At 63.1% G+C, this 17,737-nt stretch carries 19 protein-coding genes and 1 riboswitch; of the genes, 12 read left to right on the top strand and 7 right to left on the bottom strand.

The annotated features are described in order from the left end of the window. Positions 1–112: 112 nt before the first annotated feature. Positions 113–1,537 carry a glutamate--tRNA ligase gene (gltX, locus tag Q7T64_RS01430; protein WP_304789939.1) on the bottom strand — a complete coding sequence of 475 codons (1,425 nt, stop codon included), beginning with the start codon at positions 1,535–1,537 and terminating at the stop codon, positions 113–115. On the opposite strand from gltX, the gene Q7T64_RS01425 reads away from it, so the two are divergent. From Q7T64_RS01425 to Q7T64_RS01410, 4 genes are all read left to right on the top strand, one after another. Then, on the top strand, positions 1,536–1,664 hold the full coding sequence (locus tag Q7T64_RS01425) for a hypothetical protein (RefSeq protein WP_304789936.1): 129 nt from the start codon (positions 1,536–1,538) through the stop codon (positions 1,662–1,664). The two genes, gltX and Q7T64_RS01425, sit on opposite strands and share 2 nt — an antisense overlap. Positions 1,665–1,680: 16 nt before the next feature. Next, positions 1,681–3,765, top strand: coding sequence for a methionine--tRNA ligase (metG, locus tag Q7T64_RS01420; RefSeq protein WP_304789933.1), 2,085 nt, complete (start codon positions 1,681–1,683; stop codon positions 3,763–3,765). 5 nt (positions 3,766–3,770) lie between these two features. Further along, positions 3,771–4,250 (top strand): GNAT family N-acetyltransferase, encoded by a 480-nt coding sequence (locus Q7T64_RS01415; RefSeq protein WP_304789947.1) that lies wholly within the window; start codon positions 3,771–3,773, stop codon positions 4,248–4,250. A gap of 216 nt (positions 4,251–4,466) precedes the next feature. After that, complete coding sequence (locus tag Q7T64_RS01410) at positions 4,467–6,149, top strand: SulP family inorganic anion transporter (RefSeq protein ID WP_304789930.1); 1,683 nt, start codon at positions 4,467–4,469, stop codon at positions 6,147–6,149. Between the two features lie 101 nt (positions 6,150–6,250). On the opposite strand, the gene bamE is transcribed toward Q7T64_RS01410, so the two are convergent. Beyond that, the gene (gene bamE / locus Q7T64_RS01405; protein WP_304789927.1) at positions 6,251–6,763 is read right to left on the bottom strand and encodes an outer membrane protein assembly factor BamE; all 513 of its coding nucleotides are present in this window, start codon (positions 6,761–6,763) and stop codon (positions 6,251–6,253) included. A gap of 75 nt (positions 6,764–6,838) precedes the next feature. Between bamE and Q7T64_RS01400 the strand changes: the two genes are divergently transcribed. The 4 genes from Q7T64_RS01400 (at position 6,839) to Q7T64_RS01385 (ending at position 9,770) form a co-directional block, all read left to right on the top strand. Continuing rightward, entirely contained in the window at positions 6,839–7,045 is a 207-nt protein-coding gene (locus Q7T64_RS01400; RefSeq protein ID WP_304789924.1) for a DUF3460 family protein, read from the top strand. A gap of 70 nt (positions 7,046–7,115) precedes the next feature. After that, positions 7,116–7,964: a ScpA family protein gene (locus tag Q7T64_RS01395; protein ID WP_304789920.1), complete on the top strand. Its 849-nt coding sequence runs from the start codon at positions 7,116–7,118 to the stop codon at positions 7,962–7,964. A gap of 37 nt (positions 7,965–8,001) precedes the next feature. Further along, entirely contained in the window at positions 8,002–8,841 is an 840-nt protein-coding gene (gene panC / locus Q7T64_RS01390; RefSeq protein ID WP_304789917.1) for a pantoate--beta-alanine ligase, read from the top strand. Continuing rightward, the gene (locus Q7T64_RS01385) at positions 8,841–9,770 is read left to right on the top strand and encodes a cobalamin-binding protein (protein ID WP_304789914.1); all 930 of its coding nucleotides are present in this window, start codon (positions 8,841–8,843) and stop codon (positions 9,768–9,770) included. The genes panC and Q7T64_RS01385 overlap by 1 nt, the downstream gene beginning before the upstream one ends. Before the next feature lie 96 nt (positions 9,771–9,866). On the opposite strand, the gene Q7T64_RS01380 is transcribed toward Q7T64_RS01385, so the two are convergent. Beyond that, entirely contained in the window at positions 9,867–10,475 is a 609-nt protein-coding gene (locus Q7T64_RS01380; RefSeq protein ID WP_304789911.1) for a ParA family protein, read from the bottom strand. 71 nt (positions 10,476–10,546) lie between these two features. Here Q7T64_RS01380 and Q7T64_RS01375 point away from each other — a divergent pair, with 71 nt between their 5' ends. Then, on the top strand, positions 10,547–10,957 hold the full coding sequence (locus Q7T64_RS01375; protein ID WP_304789908.1) for a PaaI family thioesterase: 411 nt from the start codon (positions 10,547–10,549) through the stop codon (positions 10,955–10,957). 63 nt (positions 10,958–11,020) lie between these two features. Here the strand turns inward: Q7T64_RS01375 and Q7T64_RS01370 are convergent, their stop codons facing one another. From Q7T64_RS01370 to Q7T64_RS01355, 4 genes are all read right to left on the bottom strand, one after another. Further along, positions 11,021–11,812 carry an ABC transporter ATP-binding protein gene (locus Q7T64_RS01370; protein ID WP_304789903.1) on the bottom strand — a complete coding sequence of 264 codons (792 nt, stop codon included), beginning with the start codon at positions 11,810–11,812 and terminating at the stop codon, positions 11,021–11,023. Next, positions 11,809–12,771 (bottom strand): iron ABC transporter permease, encoded by a 963-nt coding sequence (locus Q7T64_RS01365; RefSeq protein ID WP_304789900.1) that lies wholly within the window; start codon positions 12,769–12,771, stop codon positions 11,809–11,811. Before Q7T64_RS01365 ends, Q7T64_RS01370 begins: the two co-directional genes overlap by 4 nt. Before the next feature lie 30 nt (positions 12,772–12,801). After that, a complete protein-coding gene (locus tag Q7T64_RS01360; RefSeq protein ID WP_304789896.1) occupies positions 12,802–14,706 on the bottom strand; it encodes a TonB-dependent receptor in 1,905 nt (634 codons plus the stop codon). Positions 14,707–14,779: 73 nt separating this feature from the next. Beyond that, positions 14,780–15,005, bottom strand: a riboswitch (cobalamin riboswitch). 79 nt (positions 15,006–15,084) lie between these two features. After that, a complete protein-coding gene (locus tag Q7T64_RS01355; protein WP_304789894.1) occupies positions 15,085–15,234 on the bottom strand; it encodes a hypothetical protein in 150 nt (49 codons plus the stop codon). A gap of 179 nt (positions 15,235–15,413) precedes the next feature. Between Q7T64_RS01355 and Q7T64_RS01350 the strand changes: the two genes are divergently transcribed. The 3 genes from Q7T64_RS01350 (at position 15,414) to Q7T64_RS01340 (ending at position 17,727) form a co-directional block, all read left to right on the top strand. Next, on the top strand, positions 15,414–15,848 hold the full coding sequence (locus tag Q7T64_RS01350; RefSeq protein ID WP_304789891.1) for a hypothetical protein: 435 nt from the start codon (positions 15,414–15,416) through the stop codon (positions 15,846–15,848). Between the two features lie 384 nt (positions 15,849–16,232). Then, the gene (locus Q7T64_RS01345) at positions 16,233–17,378 is read left to right on the top strand and encodes a hypothetical protein (protein WP_304789888.1); all 1,146 of its coding nucleotides are present in this window, start codon (positions 16,233–16,235) and stop codon (positions 17,376–17,378) included. Between the two features lie 91 nt (positions 17,379–17,469). Further along, positions 17,470–17,727 carry a hypothetical protein gene (locus tag Q7T64_RS01340; RefSeq protein WP_304789884.1) on the top strand — a complete coding sequence of 86 codons (258 nt, stop codon included), beginning with the start codon at positions 17,470–17,472 and terminating at the stop codon, positions 17,725–17,727. Positions 17,728–17,737: the final 10 nt, after the last annotated feature.

Raw genomic sequence — 17,737 nt, 5'->3', positions numbered from 1 at the left:
CTCCCAGCTGAGCTATACACCCGTTTGCTTTGCTGCCAGCCGCCCCTTCGGGAACCTCGTTCAACGCTGCGTTCGGCGCTGTTCAAGCGAGTCTGAGATTCTAGAACATTTTTCAGGCACTCTGCAAACTGCGCAGCACCTTCTCACGCGGGAACAGCGCCAGCACCGCATCGACCGACGGCGTCTGCGCGCGGCCGCACACCAGCACGCGCACCGCAGGCGCCAGTTGCGGCATCTTCAGCTGATGATCGGCCAGCACTTGCTTGAGCATGGCCGCAAGTGCGTCTTTTTTCCATTCCACGGTCTTGCAGCGGGCGGCGTAGTCCAGCAGCGCAGGCTTGACGGCGGCATTCAGGTGCTGCGCCAGCAGTTCGGCGTCTGGCGCCGGCGTGCGGTAGAACAGCATGGCGGCATCGGCCAGTTCATTGATGGTCTTGACGCGCTCTTTCATCAGTGCCAGCACTGCATCGAGATCGGGAGCACCGTCAAACTGCGCACCGTCCTGTTCCATCATCGGCCGTGCAAGGGCTGCCAGGCGCGCCGGTTCCGCTTGCCGGATGTAATGGTTATTGAGCCATGCGAGCTTTTCTGGATTGAACTGCGCGGGCGACTTGGACAGGTGGCCAAGGTCGAACCAGGCGCAGAACTGTCCCATCGTGAAGATCTCTTCGTCGCCGTGGCTCCAGCCCAGGCGCGCCAGGTAATTCAGCATCGCTTCGGGCAGGTAGCCCTGGGCCGGATAGTCCATCACGCTGACTGCGCCGTGGCGCTTGGACAGCTTTTCGCCATCGGCGCCGAGGATCATCGGCAGGTGGCCATAGATCGGCAGTTGGGCACCCAGCGCTTGCAGGATATTGATCTGGCGCGGTGTGTTGTTGACGTGGTCGTCGCCGCGGATCACGTGCGTAATGCGCATGTCCCAGTCGTCGACGACGACACAGAAGTTATAGGTCGGCGTGCCGTCAGGACGGGCGATGATGAGGTCGTCGAGCTCGCGGTTGGCAATCGTGATCGGTCCCTTTACCGCGTCATCCCAGGTGACGTCGCCATCGACCGGATTACGGAAGCGCACCACCGGCTTGCGGTCAGCGGGCACGGCTGGCAATGTCTTGCCGGGCTCCGGACGCCAGGTGCCGTCGTAGCGCGGCTTGTCGCCCAGCGCGCGCTGTTGCTCGCGCATCGCTTCGAGTTCGGCCGGGGAGGAGTAACAGTAGTACGCGCTGCCTTGCTGCAGCATGTGCGCCACCACTTCGCGGTAACGGTCCATGCGCTGCATCTGGTAGAACGGGCCTTCGTCCGGATCGAGCCCGAGCCAGGCCATGCCGTCGAGAATGGCCTGCACCGCTTCCGGCGTGGAGCGTTCGAGGTCGGTGTCTTCAACGCGCAGGATGAATGTACCGGCATGGCGGCGGGCGTAAGCCCAGGCAAACAGGGCCGTGCGGGCGCCGCCCAGGTGCAGGAAACCGGTGGGGCTCGGTGCGAATCGGGTGCGCACGGTTGCGGGGGATGAAGCTGATGCGGGAGTGACTGCGGTCATGGCAAACAAAAACGGCCTTGGATTGCCAAAGCCGACCTTGGAAAAACCGCCATTTTACTCCGTGGACCCGGCCAAGGCTGCCGACATGGCTGGAAAACGCGTGGCGCTGCTAGAATCACCCTTTTAGCCCGATTGCAACATCAATGACTTCGCCAACGCCGCGCCAGCTGTTCGTCACCACTGCCCTGCCCTATGCCAACGGGCCGTTCCACATCGGCCACATCATGGAATACATCCAGGCCGATATCTGGGTGCGCTTCCAGCGCATGCGTGGCCATGAGGTCAATTTCGTCGGCGCTGACGATGCACATGGCGCACCGATCATGATTGCAGCGGAGAAAGCGAACGTGACGCCGCAGGCATTCGTCGCCAACATCGCCGCTGGCCGCGCGCAATACCTGAAGGGCTTCCATATTGCCTTCGACAATTGGCATTCCACCGACGGTCCGGAAAACCATGCGCTGTCGCAGGAAATCTACCGCCGTCTGCGCGATGACGCCAAGCTGATCACGACCCGAACGGTGGAGCAGTTTTACGATCCGGTGAAGGAAATGTTCCTGCCGGACCGCTACATCAAGGGCGAATGCCCTAAATGCGGGGCTGCCGACCAGTATGGCGACTCCTGCGAGAACTGCAGTGCGGTCTATACGCCGACCGACCTCAAGAATCCCTTTTCAACACTGACCGGCGCCACGCCGGTGCTGCGTTCGTCGGAGCATTATTTCTTCCAGCTGTCCGATCCGCGCTGCCGCGAATTCCTGCGCGAATGGGCACTCGACAGCAAGCGCCTGCAACCGGAGGTCGCCAACAAGGCACGCGAATGGCTGGAGGGCGATACCGGCCTGGGCGACTGGGACATCAGCCGCGACGCGCCTTATTTCGGCATCGAGATTCCGGATGCGCCGGGCAAGTATTTTTATGTCTGGCTGGATGCGCCAATCGGCTACCTGGCGTCGCTGAAGAATTATTTCGACAAGACCGGACGCGATTTCGATGCGTTCATGGCCGATCCGTCCACCGAGCAATATCACTTCATCGGCAAGGACATCACGTATTTCCATACCTTGTTCTGGCCGGCGATGCTGAAGTTTTCCGGGATGAAGGTGCCGGACAATGTGTTCGTCCATGGTTTCATCACGGTCAGCGGGGAAAAGATGTCGAAGTCGCGCGGCACCGGCATTTCGCCGCTGCGTTACCTCGACGTCGGCATGAATCCGGAGTGGCTGCGCTACTACATCGCCGCCAAGCTGTCGGCCAAGGTGGAAGACGTCGATTTCAATCCCGACGATTTCGTGGCCCGCGTCAACTCGGACCTGATCGGCAAGTACATCAACATCGCCAGCCGCGCGGCCGGCTTCATTACCAAACGTTTCGATGGCCAGGTGTCGACCGAATGGGCGCGCAGCGGCGATGCCTTCCTCGATCACCTGCGCAACGTCAGCGATGAGCTTGCCAGCCTGTACGAAGGACGCGAATACGGCAAGGCGCTGCGGCTGGTGATGGAGCGTGCCGATGCGGTCAATGCCTATGTCGACGCCAACAAGCCGTGGGAACTGGCCAAGGATGCGGCCAACAATGATCGCCTGCAAGAGGTGTGCAGCCGCTTGCTGGAGGCGTTCCGCATCCTGACCATCTACCTCAAGCCGGTATTGCCGGAGCTGGCGCGCCAGGTCGAAGCGCTGCTCAATGTCGGGCCGCTGGCCTGGGATCAGGTGAGCACGCCATTGCCCCACGGGCATCGGGTGAATCCTTATGTGCACCTGATGACGCGGGTCGATCCGAAAATGCTCGATGCCTTGTTTGAGCCGCCGGCCGCGGCCGCAGCGGACGACGCCGGCGCGGCAGCGCAATCCGGCGCCGCGGCAAGCGAAGCAATGGCGCCGATTGCGCCGGAAATCAAGATCGATGACTTCGCCAGGATCGACCTGCGCATTGCACTGATCGTGAATTGCGAAGCGGTCGAGGGCAGCGACAAACTGTTGCGGCTGACGCTCGATGTCGGCGAAGGCAAGACCCGCAATGTTTTCTCCGGCATCAAGTCGGCCTATTCGCCGGAGCAATTGGTGGGCAAGCTGACCGTGATGGTGGCCAACCTGGCCCCGCGCAAGATGAAGTTCGGCCTGTCCGAAGGCATGGTGCTGGCGGCATCGGCGGCGGACGGCAAGGATCCCGGCCTTTACATCCTGACCCCCTGGCCCGGCGCGAGGCCTGGCATGCGGATCAGTTGAACGCCATGGACCTGCTGGTCAGAGAAGCCGCAGCCGATGACGCGCACCTGATCGCCGGGCTGACCCGCGCCTGCTGGCCGAGCCAGGGGGCGCCAGGCCCGGACGGGCAGGACGATCCGGCAGCCGTCGTGACGCAGCACCTGCAACAGGGCGGCGGCTTCATCCTGCAGGATGGCCAGCAGGCAATCGGCTCGGTGCGCTGGCTGCCGCTGGAAGCCGAGGAGGGCGTGTGGGAAATACGCCTGATGGGCGTACTGCCGCAATGGCGCGGAAACCACCTGTCGCAACACCTGCTGGAAGCAGTCATCCATCATGCCCACGCCAGCAACGTCGACGAGTTGCGGCTGGCGGTGCCGGCCGACCAACCGCGGCTGGTGGACCTGTATGCGGCGCAGGGCTTCGAACTGGCGATGGAGCTCGATGTCGAACATGCCGACCCGCTGGAGCCGGCGCCAAACGTGATGCGACGGATGCTGCGCCGTTAAGCCAATTGGCCGGCTGCGCGTGACCTGTTTGATGGACTCGCACCGGCCTCACCAGCCTCACGCACCTGCCACACGGACCTGCCGGCGGCGCACCAGATTGCCGGGCTGGGCCGGCCGCTTTCAACTGTCGTCCCGCCCCTCGTTTCCTGTTGATCGGCATTGACTTCCCTGCGGCCTTCAGTTGTTTGCCTGCCCCTGCTGGCGCACAATGGCAGGATGAACCTGCCAAACCTGCGCTTTCGGCCACGCCTGATCGACGAGCTTCGGGATTACGACAGCACCAAGCTCGGGCGCGACCTGGGCGCCGGCCTGACCGTTGCCGTCGTTGCGCTGCCCCTGGCCATGGCCTTTGCCATCGCCTCCGGCGTCAAGCCGGAAGCGGGACTGTTCACGGCGATCATCGCCGGATTCCTGATCTCGGCGCTGGGCGGTTCGCGGGTCCAGATCGGCGGACCGGCCGGCGCATTCATCGTCATCATTTACGGCATCCTCGAACGCTACGGCCTGGCCAACCTGATGCTGGCCACCATCTTCGCCGGCGTCCTGCTGTTTGTCATGGGCGCGCTCAAGCTCGGCTCGCTGATCCGCTACATACCCATCCCGATCGTGATCGGCTTCACCAACGGCATTGCGGTACTGATCGCGCTGTCGCAATTGAAGGATTTTTTTGGCCTGCGCATCGACCGCATGCCCGGCGATTTTTTTGCGCAGGTCAAGGTGCTGGCGTCGGCCGCGCACACGGTGCACCTGCCGACGCTGGCGGTTGCCGCCGCGTCGCTGGCGCTGGTGTTCATCTGGCCGCTGCTGCTGCGGCCCCGGGCGCCCGGCATGCAGCAAATTGCGCGCGACCGTGATCGGCTCTGGCTGCGCCTGTTACGCGGCGTCCCCGGCACGATCATCGTGCTGGTGCTGGCGACGGCCGCGGTGGGCCTGTTCAAGTTGCCACTGGAAACCATCGGCACGCGTTTTGGCGGCATCCCGCAGGACCTGCCAGCATTCGCCGTGCCCGAGTTCAACTGGGCGCTGGTGCAGTACCTGTTACCGCCAGCGCTGACGATCGCCCTGTTGGGTGCGATCGAATCCTTGCTGTGCGCGCGCGTGGCCGACAGCGTGATTGGCGAGCGCCATGACCCGAACCAGGAACTGATGGCGCAAGGCGTTGCCAATTTCATCGTGCCATTTTTCGGCGGCCTGCCCGCCACCGGCACCATCGCCCGGACCATGACGAACATCCGCAGCGGCGCGGCGTCGCCGGTGGCCGGCATTGTCCATGCCTTCGTGCTGTTGCTGATCGTGTTGATCGCTGCACCGCTGGCGTCGGATATACCGCTGGCCGCACTGGCGGCAATCCTGTTGTTTGTCGCCTGGAACATGGGCGAATGGCATGAGTTTGCGCGCCTGCGCCATTTTGCAATGACTTACCGGGTGCTGCTGGTCGCCACCTTCGTATTGACCGTGGCGGTCGACCTGACCGTGGCGGTGGAGGTCGGACTGGTGCTGGCATGCCTGTTCTTCATCTATCGCATTTCCAGCCTGACCACGATACAGCCGCTGGCAACCGACGCGCCCTTGCCTGAAGGCGTGCACGCTTATTCGATGGTCGGCGCCTTGTTCTTTGGCGCGGTCGGCAAGATCGAAGGCCTGGCCGAAGCCGGGGGAATGCCGCGGCGCGCCCTGGTGCTGGAACTGCATAAACTGATCAACATGGACGCCACCGGCCTGGATGCGCTGGAAAGCGTGCACCGGGCCCTGGCAAAAAACGAGAGCCAGTTGATCTTGTGCGGCCTGCAAGGCCAACCTAAGAGCATCATGGAGCGCAGCGGCTTCCTGAAGCGGCTGGGTGCGGACAATTGCGTAGACACCGTGCAGCAGGCACTGGCGCGCGCGGCACAGCTATAGTAGGCGCCTGGAGCCTGCGCCTCGCGCCAATCGCTTGTGCCGAATAATCGCGTGCGGCAAGGGCACGCAAGCGCAGCGGCCCGGGCGCCGCTGTGCAGCTTTCAGGGCCTGATATCCGGATCTTCCGAGGTCGATGTACGCGTGACGCTGCGCGTATCGATATCGATGTGGACGTTGAACAGGCGCCTGCTGCCAGCGCCCTCTTCGTACAGCCAGTCCCAGACTTCTTCATTCTTCAATTGAAATTGCACGGTCGAGCGCGGCCGGCCGAGCAGCCGCCGTACCTGGTCCAGGCTCATGCCGGGCGTGACGCGCTTGAAGTTCTCGGCGGTCAGTACCTGGCGCCAGTCCTTGAGGGTGCCGGCACGGTCGATATCAAACATCCAGGTTTTCACCCCGCTCGGGCCTTTCGGATATTCAAGGGTGCGTGCACCGCCCTCCTCTTCCCAGACGGTATCCGGCCGGCCCATGGCCAGACGCACGTCGGCTTCGCTCGATACGCCGCGCGACAGCTTTTCCAGCCCGGCCTCTTCGACGAACCGCCCCTGCTGGTCGCAGCCCAGCGCGGCGATCGAGCAGACAAACGCGAAAAACGCGCGTACCAGTTGTTTCATTACTGCTCCTCTCAGGAATCGCCCGGGTCTCGGGGTAGAATAGCGCCTGATCGCACCTACTGTTAGCACAACGCCATGAAATTGTCGAAGCAACTCACTGGTTACCAGTCAGAGTTTACAAAATTCCTGACCGAAATGAAGCAAAAAAATCCTGCGCTGGAATCCGACCAGCGCGAGGGCCGCAATCTGCTGTGGGACAAGCCGCCGATCGACCTTGACGATATCAAGCGCGATGACCTGGCCCGCGTCAAGCAGCAAGCTTACGTCTATCAGTCGAAGTAAGCCATTGTGACTGCGCCGGACCGTCCCGGCTGCGTTGCTGTCCAATCAAAATGACCATGAGACCGTTGACTTGAGTGCTCAGCAGTCCGACGCGCTGGCATTGGCCGGCCAGCCCGACACCACTCCCGACGTCATCGACGGCGTGGCTTTCGCACGGCTTTATGGCGAGCCGCTGTTCAAGCTGCCCAACGACCTCTACATTCCGCCCGATGCGCTCGAAGTGTTCCTTGAAGCATTCGAAGGCCCGCTCGACCTGTTGCTGTACCTGATCCGCAAGCAAAACTTCAACATCCTGGACATTCCGCTGGCGCAGGTCACGCTGCAATACCTGGAATACATCGAACAGATCCGGATGCACAACCTGGAACTGGCGGCCGAGTACCTGCTGATGGCGGCCATGCTGATCGAGATCAAGTCGCGCATGCTGTTACCGGCGCGCAAGGCCGATACCGGCGCCGAAGCGCTCGACCCGCGTGCGGAACTGGTGCGCCGGCTGCTGGAATACGAGCAAATGAAGCTGGCGGCCTACAAGCTCGACACCCTGCCCCAGCTTGGGCGGGACTACGTGCGCACCCAGATTTACATCGAGCAGAGCATGGTCACGCACTGGCCCGAAGTCGCGGCCAGCGAGTTGCAGGCAGCCTGGGCCGACCTGATCAAGCGCGCCAAACTTACTGCCCATCACACCATCTCGCGGGAAGAACTGTCGGTGCGCGAACACATGACCGGCATACTGCGGCGCCTGCAATCGGCCCGTTTCGTTGAATTTGCCGACCTGTTCGATCCGTCGCGTGGCGTGCCGGTAGTGGTAGTCAATTTCATCGCACTGCTCGAACTGGCGAAAGAAACGCTGATCGAGATCACCCAGGCCGAAGCCTTTGCCCCGATCTACGTGCGGCTGGCCTATTCGCCGCACTGAAACCCCATTCCTTTCTTTTTGCTGGCAGCGACTTCTCATGAAAATCATTTCGTCCATCGATGAATTGCGCGATCAGTTGCGCGGCCAGTTGCGCACTGCATTCGTGCCGACCATGGGCAACCTGCACGAAGGGCACTTGTCCCTGATACGGCTGGCGCGTACGCATGGCGACCCGGTGGTGGCGTCGATCTTCGTGAACCGCCTGCAATTCGGCCCCAACGAAGATTTCGACAAATATCCGCGCACCTTCCAGGCCGACGTCGACAAGCTCGAACGCGAAGGCGTGTACGTGCTGTTTGCGCCGACCGAGAAAGACCTGTATCCGGAACCGCAGGAATACCGGGTCCGTCCGCCGGACGACCTGGGCAACATTCTCGAAGGCGAATTCCGGCCCGGCTTTTTTGTCGGTGTCACGACCGTGGTGCTGAAGCTGTTTTCCTGCGTGCAGCCGCGGGTGTCGGTATTCGGCAAGAAGGATTACCAGCAGCTGATGATTGTTCGCAACATGGCGCGACAGTTTGCGCTGCCCACTGAAATCATCGCGGCCGAAACCTTTCGCGCCGAAGACGGACTGGCGCTGTCGTCGCGCAACGTCTACCTGTCGGCCAGCGAGCGCGCCGAAGCGCCTGCCTTGTACCAGGCCTTGCAGCAGGTGGCCGACGAAGTGCGCTCCGGACACCTGGATGTATTCCAGCTGGAACGCAAGGCGCTGGCGCGGCTGGCAGCGCGTGGCTGGCAGCCGGACTACATTTCGATCCGCAAGCGCATCGACCTGCAGCCACCGGCCGCGGGCGACCTGGCGCGCAATGAACCGCTGGTGGTGGTCGCTGCCGCCCGCCTTGGCGCAACCCGCCTGATCGACAACCTGGAAATCTGATGCGCCAGGCCGGCCTTCACCACTGCTTGTGGCAAGGCCAGCGCCGCTTGCTGTGCGGCCTGTTGGCGCTGGCGCTGCTGGCGCTTGCCGCGGCTGCCGGGCCCGCGCAGGCACAGGTCCAGGTGATTGATGACGCCGGACGCACAGTCAGCTTGTCGTCGCCGGCGCGACGCATCGTCAGCCTGGCTCCCCATGCCACTGAACTGCTGTTTGCAGTCGGCGCCGGCAGCAGTGTGGCGGGCGTGATTGAATACAGCGACTTCCCGCGCGAGGCGCGGGCAATTGCATCGGTCGGCAGCGCCGCCGCGTTTGACATCGAGCGCATTGCCGCACTGCGACCGCAATTGATCGTCGCCTGGGGCAGCGGCAATAATCCAGTGCGCCTGCAGCAGTTGCAGGATCTTGGCTATCCGGTTTTCATCAGCGAACCACGCGATTTCGAGACCATCGCCACGTCGCTGGAACGGCTTTCAATCCTGGCCGGCACGGCATCCGCCGGACGGGCGGCGGCGACGCAATTCCGGCGCCAGGTCCGCGAATTGCAGGAACGCTATCGCAACCGTCCGCCGGTGCGGGTGTTTTACCAGGTGTGGCGCTCGCCGCTGATGACGCTCAATAACGAGCACCTGGTATCGCAAGCGATGGCCATTTGCGGCGGCAGCAATGTTTTCGCTCACTTGCCGCAGCTTGCGCCGACCATTGGCATCGAAGATGTATTGCTGGCCGATCCGACCGTGATCATCAATGCCAGCGGACGCGCAGATGACGATGGCCTGCAGATCTGGCAACGCTTTCCGCGCGCCACCGCGGTGCGGCTGGGGAATCTTTTTACGGTTGATGCCGATACGCTCACGCGCGCAACGCCGCGTATCCTGGAAGGCACGCAAGCCATTTGCCGGGCGCTGGATATTGCGCGCAGCAAGCGCTGAACCGGGGCCGGTGCAGTGGTCAGGGGCGATGGCACGCCGGTCAGTGCATCAGCGCTGATGGGTCGATACGTCGATAGTCGCCGGATCGCTGCCCGCTCATCTGCCGACCCATCCGACCAATTCCTGCCATTGCTCCATATCCCTCTCGACCTTGGACGGTGCGACATCCCACAGCGTCGCCCCCATGGCGGCGAGCTGCACATAATTTTGCGTATCCCGCAAATAACCGAGCACCGGCAATCCCAGTTGTCCGACGTAATGCGCCAGCTGTTCGGCAGCCTTGGTACGCGTGTTGACACGCATGCCGACGATGGCGGTCGCGTGACGCCCGCGCCTTGACTGCAATCGCTGCAGGAATGCCTGGGTGGCCAGGATGTCGAACATCGACGCTTGCAGCGGCACGATCACCTTGTCGGCAATCCGCAGCACCTGGTCCAGGCGCTCGCCGTCGAGGCCGGCCGGTGTGTCCAGCACGACATGGGTCGTGCCTTTGGGCGGACGCGCCAACTGGCCATCGACTTCCCAGGCCAGGATGGGCGGCAGCGATCCGGGCCGCAAGGACAACCAGGAACGGGAAGATTGCTGTGCGTCGGCGTCACCCAGCATCACCTTGTGCCCCTGACGGGCCAGGCAACCGGCAAGATTGGTCGCGATCGTGCTTTTGCCAACGCCGCCTTTCGGATTGGCGATCACGATGACTGGCATGCTGCTTCTCCCGATGAATGGTATTGTGCAAGAATAACATTGCCCGCCCGTCATCCTGCCGACACCCGCCCATGAAAAAGCCCGCACTGACTCCGGAATATTTCAATTCCCTGCAAAAGACCACGCTGCCAGCCCTGCTCGGGGTGGAAGTGACGCAAGTGGGTGGCGATACGCTCGGCGCGCGCATGCAGATCCAGGCGCACCACCTGGCGCCGAACGGTTTCCTGCATGCCGCGGCCGTGGTCACGTTGGCCGATACCTGCTGCGGTTATGGCTGCATCGCCAACTTGCCCGAGGGCGCCAAGGGCTTCACGACGATCGAACTCAAGAGCAATCATCTCGGCACGGCGCTGGAAGGCACGCTGGAATGCGAAGCGAAGGCAGTCCACATGGGCCGCACGACACAGGTTTGGGATGCCACGGTGAAAGCGGGCGGCAAGACGATTGCGCTGTTTCGCTGCACCCAGATAATCCTGCGCTAGGTAGCTGCCCTGCCGCCAATCAGGCGCTGGCCTGGCAGGCTTGCGCCCGCTCTGGCCACAAGCTCATGATGCGCCGGCCGAAGACGCAGCACCATCGGCAAAATCCGCTTCAACGGCGACAAAATAATTCCCGTTTTTCTCAAAGCGGCATCCGAACGCAGCCTGCAAATTGGCGCTGCTCAGGACCGCATCGACAGTGCCGATCCAGTGGCGTGTGCCGGACAGCAGCAACGCATGGGTGGCGTGCCGCGCCGCGAGGTTGATGTCGTGGCAGCTCATTACGACGGCATGCGTGTCGAGCAGCTCGCGCATCAGGCCCATCAGCGCCAGTTGGTGACCGACGTCCTGGTGCGAAGTCGGCTCATCAAGCAGCATCAAGGGCGGTGCTTGCGCCAGCAATGCGGCGAACGCCACGCGTTGCCGTTCGCCGCCCGACAAGGTGAGCACATCGCGCGGGGCGAGCGCCTCCAGGCCGAGCCGGCGCAATGCAGTGCGCGCAATGGCGCGATCATCCTGGCTATCCCACTGCCGCCCGATCCGATACGGCGCGCGCCCCACCAGCACCGTATCCAGCACACTATGGGAAAACGCATCGAACTGTTGCTGCGGCAGCAGTCCGCGCCGGCGCGCCAGCTGCTCCGGCGGCGTGGCTGCGATCGGCCGATCGTCGATCAGCACCGTGCCCGCCACCGGTTGGCGCAGGCCGCATAGCGCATGCAGCAGCGTGGTCTTGCCAACGCCGTTGGGTCCCAGCAGGCACCAGAGCTGCCCCGGCTCCACCCGCCAGTCGAGTCCCTGCACCAGCAGGCGGGAGCCGGCTTGCAGCGTCAATCCGCGAGTTTCGAGCAGCGTCATGTCCGGCTCCTTGCCAGCAGGACGAGAAATACCGGTACGCCGACCAGCACCGTAATGACACCCACCGGCAATTGCACCGGCGCCACCACCGTGCGCGCAACAAGGTCGGCCAGTACCAGCACCGCACCACCGGCCAATGCGCAAGCAGGCAGCAGCAGGCGCTGGTCATTGCCGATCATCAGGCGCGCCGCATGCGGCACAACCAGGCCAATGAAGCCGACCGTGCCGGCAACCGAGACCGCCGCTGCGGTGGAAATGCCCGCCACCAGCAAGGTCATCAGGCGCAAGCGGTCGACCCGGACGCCGAGCAGGAAAGCCGCCGCGTCGCCATGCACCAGCACGTTGAGCTGCGGCGCAGCGAGCCATGACCAGATGACGGCGGCCACCAGCACGATCCAGCCAAACGCCTGGTAGCGGCTGCTCTCGAGGTCGCCCAGCAACCAGAAGAACACCCCGCGCAGCGCATTGTCGGGCGCCATGGCCAACATCATCGACAGCAGTGCACCGAATGCGGCCGCGATCATCACGCCGGTCAGGATCAGGCGCACGCCGGCCGGCGCGGTCGAAGCTGGCGCGGCAGCGCCCATCAGCGCGCGCCCGGCCAGTGCCAGCAACAGCAGCAGTGACAACAGGGCGCCGGCGAGCGCACCGGCTTGCAGGCTCCAGGCCAGCGCCGGAAATAAGCTCAGCCCGAGCATGGCGCCGGCGGCTGCGCCGCCGGACACGCCCAGCACATAGGGATCAGCCAGCGGATTGCGCAGCAGCACCTGCATCAGCGCGCCGGACAGGGCCAGCAAGGCGCCAACCGCAAACGCGGCCAGCGCGCGTGGCAGGCGCAGTTGCCACAGGATGTCGGATGACAATGCACTACATCCGCTGCTGCCGCATGCCACGCCCAGCGCGAGCGCCAGCACGGCCAGTCCCGCCAGCAGCGACAAGAGCATCGGTCGTGCGTTCATCTGGCTGTCCCTGCGAACCTGTGCCGTGGCTCAGAAATCACGTCGCAGCGATACCCGGACCTGGCGGCCGGATTCCGGGTAGACGCTGCCGGTGGCGCAGGAGAAGGCATTGCTGAAATAACTTCGATTGGCCAGGTTGCTGCCGGTGGCGGCAAATTCCCATGGCCCGCTGCGATAAGCATACCGTGCATCGACCACCGCATAGGAAGCAATGCGCCTGCTGCACGCGTTGCTGAAGTCGTCACCATAGCGCTGCTCATCCGTCCAGCGTACACCGATGGTCGCGCGCTGCGGCCCGCCAGGCATCCAGTTCACGCGCAACGAGGCCGTATTGCGCGGTACCAGGATCATTTCGCGTCCGGCATTCGGCCCGGCAGTGAAGCCGGCGGCGATATGCGAAAACGCACCGGCCAGCGACACGCTCGGCGCTATGCGCAGATTGGCTTCCAGCTCGAAACCTTCGCGCTGCGTCGGATCAAGGTTCACGTTGGAGAACACGGTCGGATCATAAAATATCTCGTTGGACAGCTTGTGGCGAAATACCCGTGCAATGAATTTGCGGCGCGCATCGCCCAGCACGGCGCCGACTTCGATATCGCGCGAGGTCTGCGGCAACAAGGGCTTGGCCAGGAATGCATTGTCGTCCGCGTTGGGGATGCGGTAACTCTTGCTGAGCTTGGCATAGACCTCGGCCTGCTCGCTTGCCGCATAAGCCGCCTGCAGCTCCCAGGCATTGACGCTTTGTTCGACCTTGTATTTGGTGTCCTTCTTGTCGAAACTTTCGTGGCGCGCACCGGCAGCCATGCGCCAGCGCCCGATGCGCAATTCATCGCGCAGGTAGATCGCCTGGGCGTCTTGCGACGCGATTGCGCTGCCGACGCTGCGCCACCAGCGCGTGAGGTCGATGCCGCTGACGAGCTCATTGCGCAGGCCGCCGACAGTACCCAGCCAGCGCACGCGCGGGGAAAACTGCGTGGTGCGCGTATCGAAGGAATACGGGAAACTGCCATATTGCCGCGATGCTTTTTCGCGATTGGAAAGTTCGGCGGCGAAATCGAGTTCACCGGCGCGCATCTCGCCGAACAAGGTGGTGCGACGGCTGTCGAGCGAGCCGAAATCGCGCGGCGTATTAGTCGCGCGCGGATCGGCCTGGAATGCCGCCAGGGACAAGGCGCCAGGCAGACGGAAATCTTGCGTGCCATTCTCCACGCGCAGACCGACACGCCCGCCTTCGAAAGACTTTTGCAAGCTGGCGCTGACATTTTCTTCGCGCACGGCGTTATTGCGGCGATAGCCTTCCTGATCCTGCCGGCTCAGGTTGGCATCCAGCGCCAGGCCGTTCCAGTCCTTTGAAAACGTGGCACGTGCGGCGCGCTGGCCGAAGCTGCCTGCTTCAACGAACACACTGGCGCGCTGGGTGTTGCGCTGCGGCTTTTTGGTGATGATCTGTATCGTGCCGCCGATCGCGCCGTCACCGTACAGCACGCTATTTCCACCGCGCACGATTTCAATACGCTCGACGCTGTCGATCGGCACGGCGCTCAGTTGCGCAGCCGCCTGTTCATTTTCTGACAGGCGCACGCCGTCTACCATGATCACGATATTCTGGTCGCTGTTGGCGCCAAAGCCACGCATGTCGAGCGAGAAATTATCCGGCGCGGTAAAGCCTTGTCGGCCCGATACATTGCCCAGCTTGCGTATCGCCTCACTGACGTTGCCGATGCCGGCGTCGCGGATTTCATCGGCGCTGATGACGGTGGCGCCAAGCGGCGCGAAAACCGGATCGCTGACAAAGCGCGAGCCGCTTACCTGGACTTCAGGCAGCGTGGCATCGGATCTGGCTTGCGCCTGGGAGAGTGGAGAATAAGCCGCGCCAATGGCCAGGGCGAGTGCGAACGGCGTCCATGCGGGAGCGCAGGTAAAACGAGGGTTCATGATGATGGTTTGCTACGAGGAGTACCGGGCCGGCTTCCCCGCAAGCCCGGTTCGAACGAAGGCCTGCTTGCGCGAGGTCTTCACCTGTACGGGCCGGTATCCGGGCTAGCAAGACAAACTGCCGGCCTTCCCATGCCGGACTTCGGCACAGTGGCTTCATGACAGCCGGTATGGATGACCCATACGCTTGCTTACCGTTGCGGGGGCAGCACACGTTGGCGAAGCCGCGCTTCGCGCCGTGTTTCCCGTTTAACTGCACGCCAGACAGGCGTGCGTGCACCAGTACGGCGCCAGTGTAGTGGCGGTCTTGCTTGTGGTCAATCGGCAATGCGTTGTTGATCCACCAGCAGCCTGGCGGAAGACATCAGCGCCCGATGCTCAGGACCAGGCTGAAATCGCCCAGGCCAGCAGGGCGACGCTCACCGCAGCCGACGCCGCCATGCACAGCACGGCCTGCAGCTTGCTGAAATTGAACTGCCTGCTTTTGCCCGGTAACGCCCGTGCGGTAGAACCGGAAGAGTCGCGCATGCTGTGCAGCCAGGAAAGATGGGAGGCGCTTACCTTACCGGAACTGCTTGACCCGGGTCAATAGCCGGACCGGCAACGAACCGGGCTTTTTTTGCGCCTGCCGGCATCGATCCTGTTTCCGGCATGTCAAAGTTATCGGGTGCCGGCTTCCACCAGGCGACCTTGTCCGGAGTCCTGTCATGCGCATCATTACTGGTCTTGTTGCTTTTGCTGCGTGCCTGTACCTGTGGGCGCCGCTCAACGCCTTGGCGCATGGAGCAAGGGGGCTGGTCAATCCGCCACCCGGGGCGCATCATCGCGCGCCGCCAGCGCCGCTCCCGCATCTTGCGCCAAGCCCGGGAATGTTCAATCCACCGCCGCCCTTGCTGCAAGCGCCCTCTCCCTCGCCTTTCGTCACGCCGGCTTTTCCCTATACGTCGATGCAGCCTTTCTACCCGGGCTGGCAGCCTGTACCGCCGCAGCCGCCGCCATTTACCCATGGCGACCCCTCGCTGCGCGACCGGCGTCTGTTCGAGGAAGAGCTGCACCTTCGCCAGTGGCACGAGCATGAACTGCGCCGGCTGCATGGTGGCGGTGAGCATCGCCGCTGGCATGAGCCGGACCGTCAACGGTAGGTATGTAGCGGGCACTGTAGCGAACACTACCGGCGCGGCAATCCTGCTGCGGCAGGACCATAAAAAACGTTCGCTAATCGACCTTAATGTGCACCGGCTTAACGCTGACTGCAGCCCTATTGAGACCTCTCAAGTCTGCCCCAGCACGGCTTGAAAACCCCACGGCGCCCGACAACACTGCTCGCAGCATGAAGGACACGTCGGTCGTGGTTCTTCTGCCGCAGCAAACTCACGCGGGGGCAATCGGTTCTGCACCCGAAATCGAAGAAAAATCTGGCCGGTCGCAGGGCAATACAGGGTGCACGGCATTGGCATGCGTAGTTCGGACAACCGGACTGGCATGTCGGATGCCCGGACCGGCAAATCCATACAAAGGAGTTTCACATGTACGAATCCCAATACAACGCCAATCCCTATGCGCAATCCTATGGTGGCGGTGGCGGTCTGGCTCCACAGGGGCTATTCGGCAGCCTGCTGGGCGGGCCGGTCGGTGGCCTGGTGGGGCGCGGCATCGGTGGCCTGTTCGGCAATTCGCAGTTGGGTGGACAGATCGGCCAGATCGCGGGCGGCATCGGCGGGGGCTTCCTGCCCTTCAATGCGGATCCGATGCAAGTAGCCCAACAGCAGCAGCAACTGCAGCAACTGCAGCAACTGCAGCAACTACAAAATCTGCAGCAACAGCAGCAACAGCCACAGGAACAGCAACAACTGGCGCCGCAAGGATTTTTCGGCAACCTGATCGGCCAGGTTGGACGACCACTTGGCGGCGCCATCGGCGGCATGTTCGGCAACCGGGGACTGGGCAGCACGATAGGCGGAATTGCAGGACAGCTCGGTTCAATGTTGCCCTTCAATGCCGATCCGGCGCAACTGCAACAGCTACAGCAACTGCAGCAACTCCAACAGTTGCTGCAACAGCAGCAACAACAACAGCAACAGGCGCAACAGGGCCAGGGCCAGCAATTTGCGCCGCAGGGATTCTTTGGCAATTTGCTCGGACAGATTGCACAACCGGTCGGCGGCGCCATCGGCGGCTTGCTCGGCAACCGGGGAATGGGCAGCACCATCGGCGGCATAGCCGGGCAGTTCGGCCGCATGCTGCCGTTCAACGCTGATCCCGCCACGCTGGCCTACGCCCAACTGGCGCAACAGCAAGCATGGCAACAAGCCCAACAGCAGCAGCAACAGCAACAGCCTGGCCAGGGACAGCAGTCGTTGGGGCCGCAAGGATGGTTCGGCAACCTGCTGAGCCAATACGGCCAACCAGTGGGCAGCGCCGTCGGCGGCATGCTGGGCAACCAGCAGTTGGGCTCGCAGATTGGCAACATCGCCGGTCAGATCGGGCAGATCCTGCCCTTCGCCAATGATCCGGCAACGGCGTATGCGCTGCAGGCCCAATTGGCGCAGCAGCAAATGCTGCAGCAGTTGATGCAGCAGCAGGCACAGCAAGGACAGCAGGGTGGCGGGACTGGCTATGCCAATCCGCAGGGCGCCACCGGCGCAGGGTTTGGCCAGCAAACCATCCACTGACAGTTTGCGCGGCGCCCGTCGCAGGCGCCCACGGCCATGGCCGGATCCGGATACGGGTCCGGCCCTTCTTGTTAACTGAGCGAACAACGACATGAGCAGACCCGCATCAACACGTTACCTGGTTCACGCCGCGGATCCCGCCACGCTGGCCGATGTACTCGATGGCATACGCAGCGACCCGGCGCTTGAACTCGAAGACACCATCGGCCCGCCGCACGCGCCCCATACCGCGGTGGTGCGGATGAATGACGCACAGGCAAAGGCCTTGCGTCACCGATTCCGCGCAGCGACTCGCCTGAGCATCGAACCGGACCAGCCACTGTCCCCCTTCCCCGGTGGCGGGAATTGAAACGAAACAG

The sequence above is a fragment of the Lacisediminimonas sp. genome, assembly GCF_030645335.1.
GTDB lineage: Bacteria > Pseudomonadota > Gammaproteobacteria > Burkholderiales > Burkholderiaceae_D > Lacisediminimonas.
The sequence above is the reverse complement of the archived record's forward strand: the minus strand, read 5'-3'. Positions and strand labels throughout refer to the sequence as shown.

Coding starts and splice junctions, on each gene's coding strand:
- Q7T64_RS01425 (WP_304789936.1), top strand. CDS start 1,536: ATGGCAAACAAAAACGGCCTTGGATTGCCAAAGCCGACCTTGGAAAAA.
- gltX (WP_304789939.1), bottom strand. CDS start 1,537: ATGACCGCAGTCACTCCCGCATCAGCTTCATCCCCCGCAACCGTGCGC.
- metG (WP_304789933.1), top strand. CDS start 1,681: ATGACTTCGCCAACGCCGCGCCAGCTGTTCGTCACCACTGCCCTGCCC.
- Q7T64_RS01415 (WP_304789947.1), top strand. CDS start 3,771: ATGGACCTGCTGGTCAGAGAAGCCGCAGCCGATGACGCGCACCTGATC.
- Q7T64_RS01410 (WP_304789930.1), top strand. CDS start 4,467: ATGAACCTGCCAAACCTGCGCTTTCGGCCACGCCTGATCGACGAGCTT.
- bamE (WP_304789927.1), bottom strand. CDS start 6,763: ATGAAACAACTGGTACGCGCGTTTTTCGCGTTTGTCTGCTCGATCGCC.
- Q7T64_RS01400 (WP_304789924.1), top strand. CDS start 6,839: ATGAAATTGTCGAAGCAACTCACTGGTTACCAGTCAGAGTTTACAAAA.
- panC (WP_304789917.1), top strand. CDS start 8,002: ATGAAAATCATTTCGTCCATCGATGAATTGCGCGATCAGTTGCGCGGC.
- Q7T64_RS01385 (WP_304789914.1), top strand. CDS start 8,841: ATGCGCCAGGCCGGCCTTCACCACTGCTTGTGGCAAGGCCAGCGCCGC.
- Q7T64_RS01380 (WP_304789911.1), bottom strand. CDS start 10,475: ATGCCAGTCATCGTGATCGCCAATCCGAAAGGCGGCGTTGGCAAAAGC.
- Q7T64_RS01375 (WP_304789908.1), top strand. CDS start 10,547: ATGAAAAAGCCCGCACTGACTCCGGAATATTTCAATTCCCTGCAAAAG.
- Q7T64_RS01370 (WP_304789903.1), bottom strand. CDS start 11,812: ATGACGCTGCTCGAAACTCGCGGATTGACGCTGCAAGCCGGCTCCCGC.
- Q7T64_RS01365 (WP_304789900.1), bottom strand. CDS start 12,771: ATGAACGCACGACCGATGCTCTTGTCGCTGCTGGCGGGACTGGCCGTG.
- Q7T64_RS01360 (WP_304789896.1), bottom strand. CDS start 14,706: ATGAACCCTCGTTTTACCTGCGCTCCCGCATGGACGCCGTTCGCACTC.
- Q7T64_RS01355 (WP_304789894.1), bottom strand. CDS start 15,234: ATGCGCGACTCTTCCGGTTCTACCGCACGGGCGTTACCGGGCAAAAGC.
- Q7T64_RS01350 (WP_304789891.1), top strand. CDS start 15,414: ATGCGCATCATTACTGGTCTTGTTGCTTTTGCTGCGTGCCTGTACCTG.
- Q7T64_RS01345 (WP_304789888.1), top strand. CDS start 16,233: ATGTACGAATCCCAATACAACGCCAATCCCTATGCGCAATCCTATGGT.
- Q7T64_RS01340 (WP_304789884.1), top strand. CDS start 17,470: ATGAGCAGACCCGCATCAACACGTTACCTGGTTCACGCCGCGGATCCC.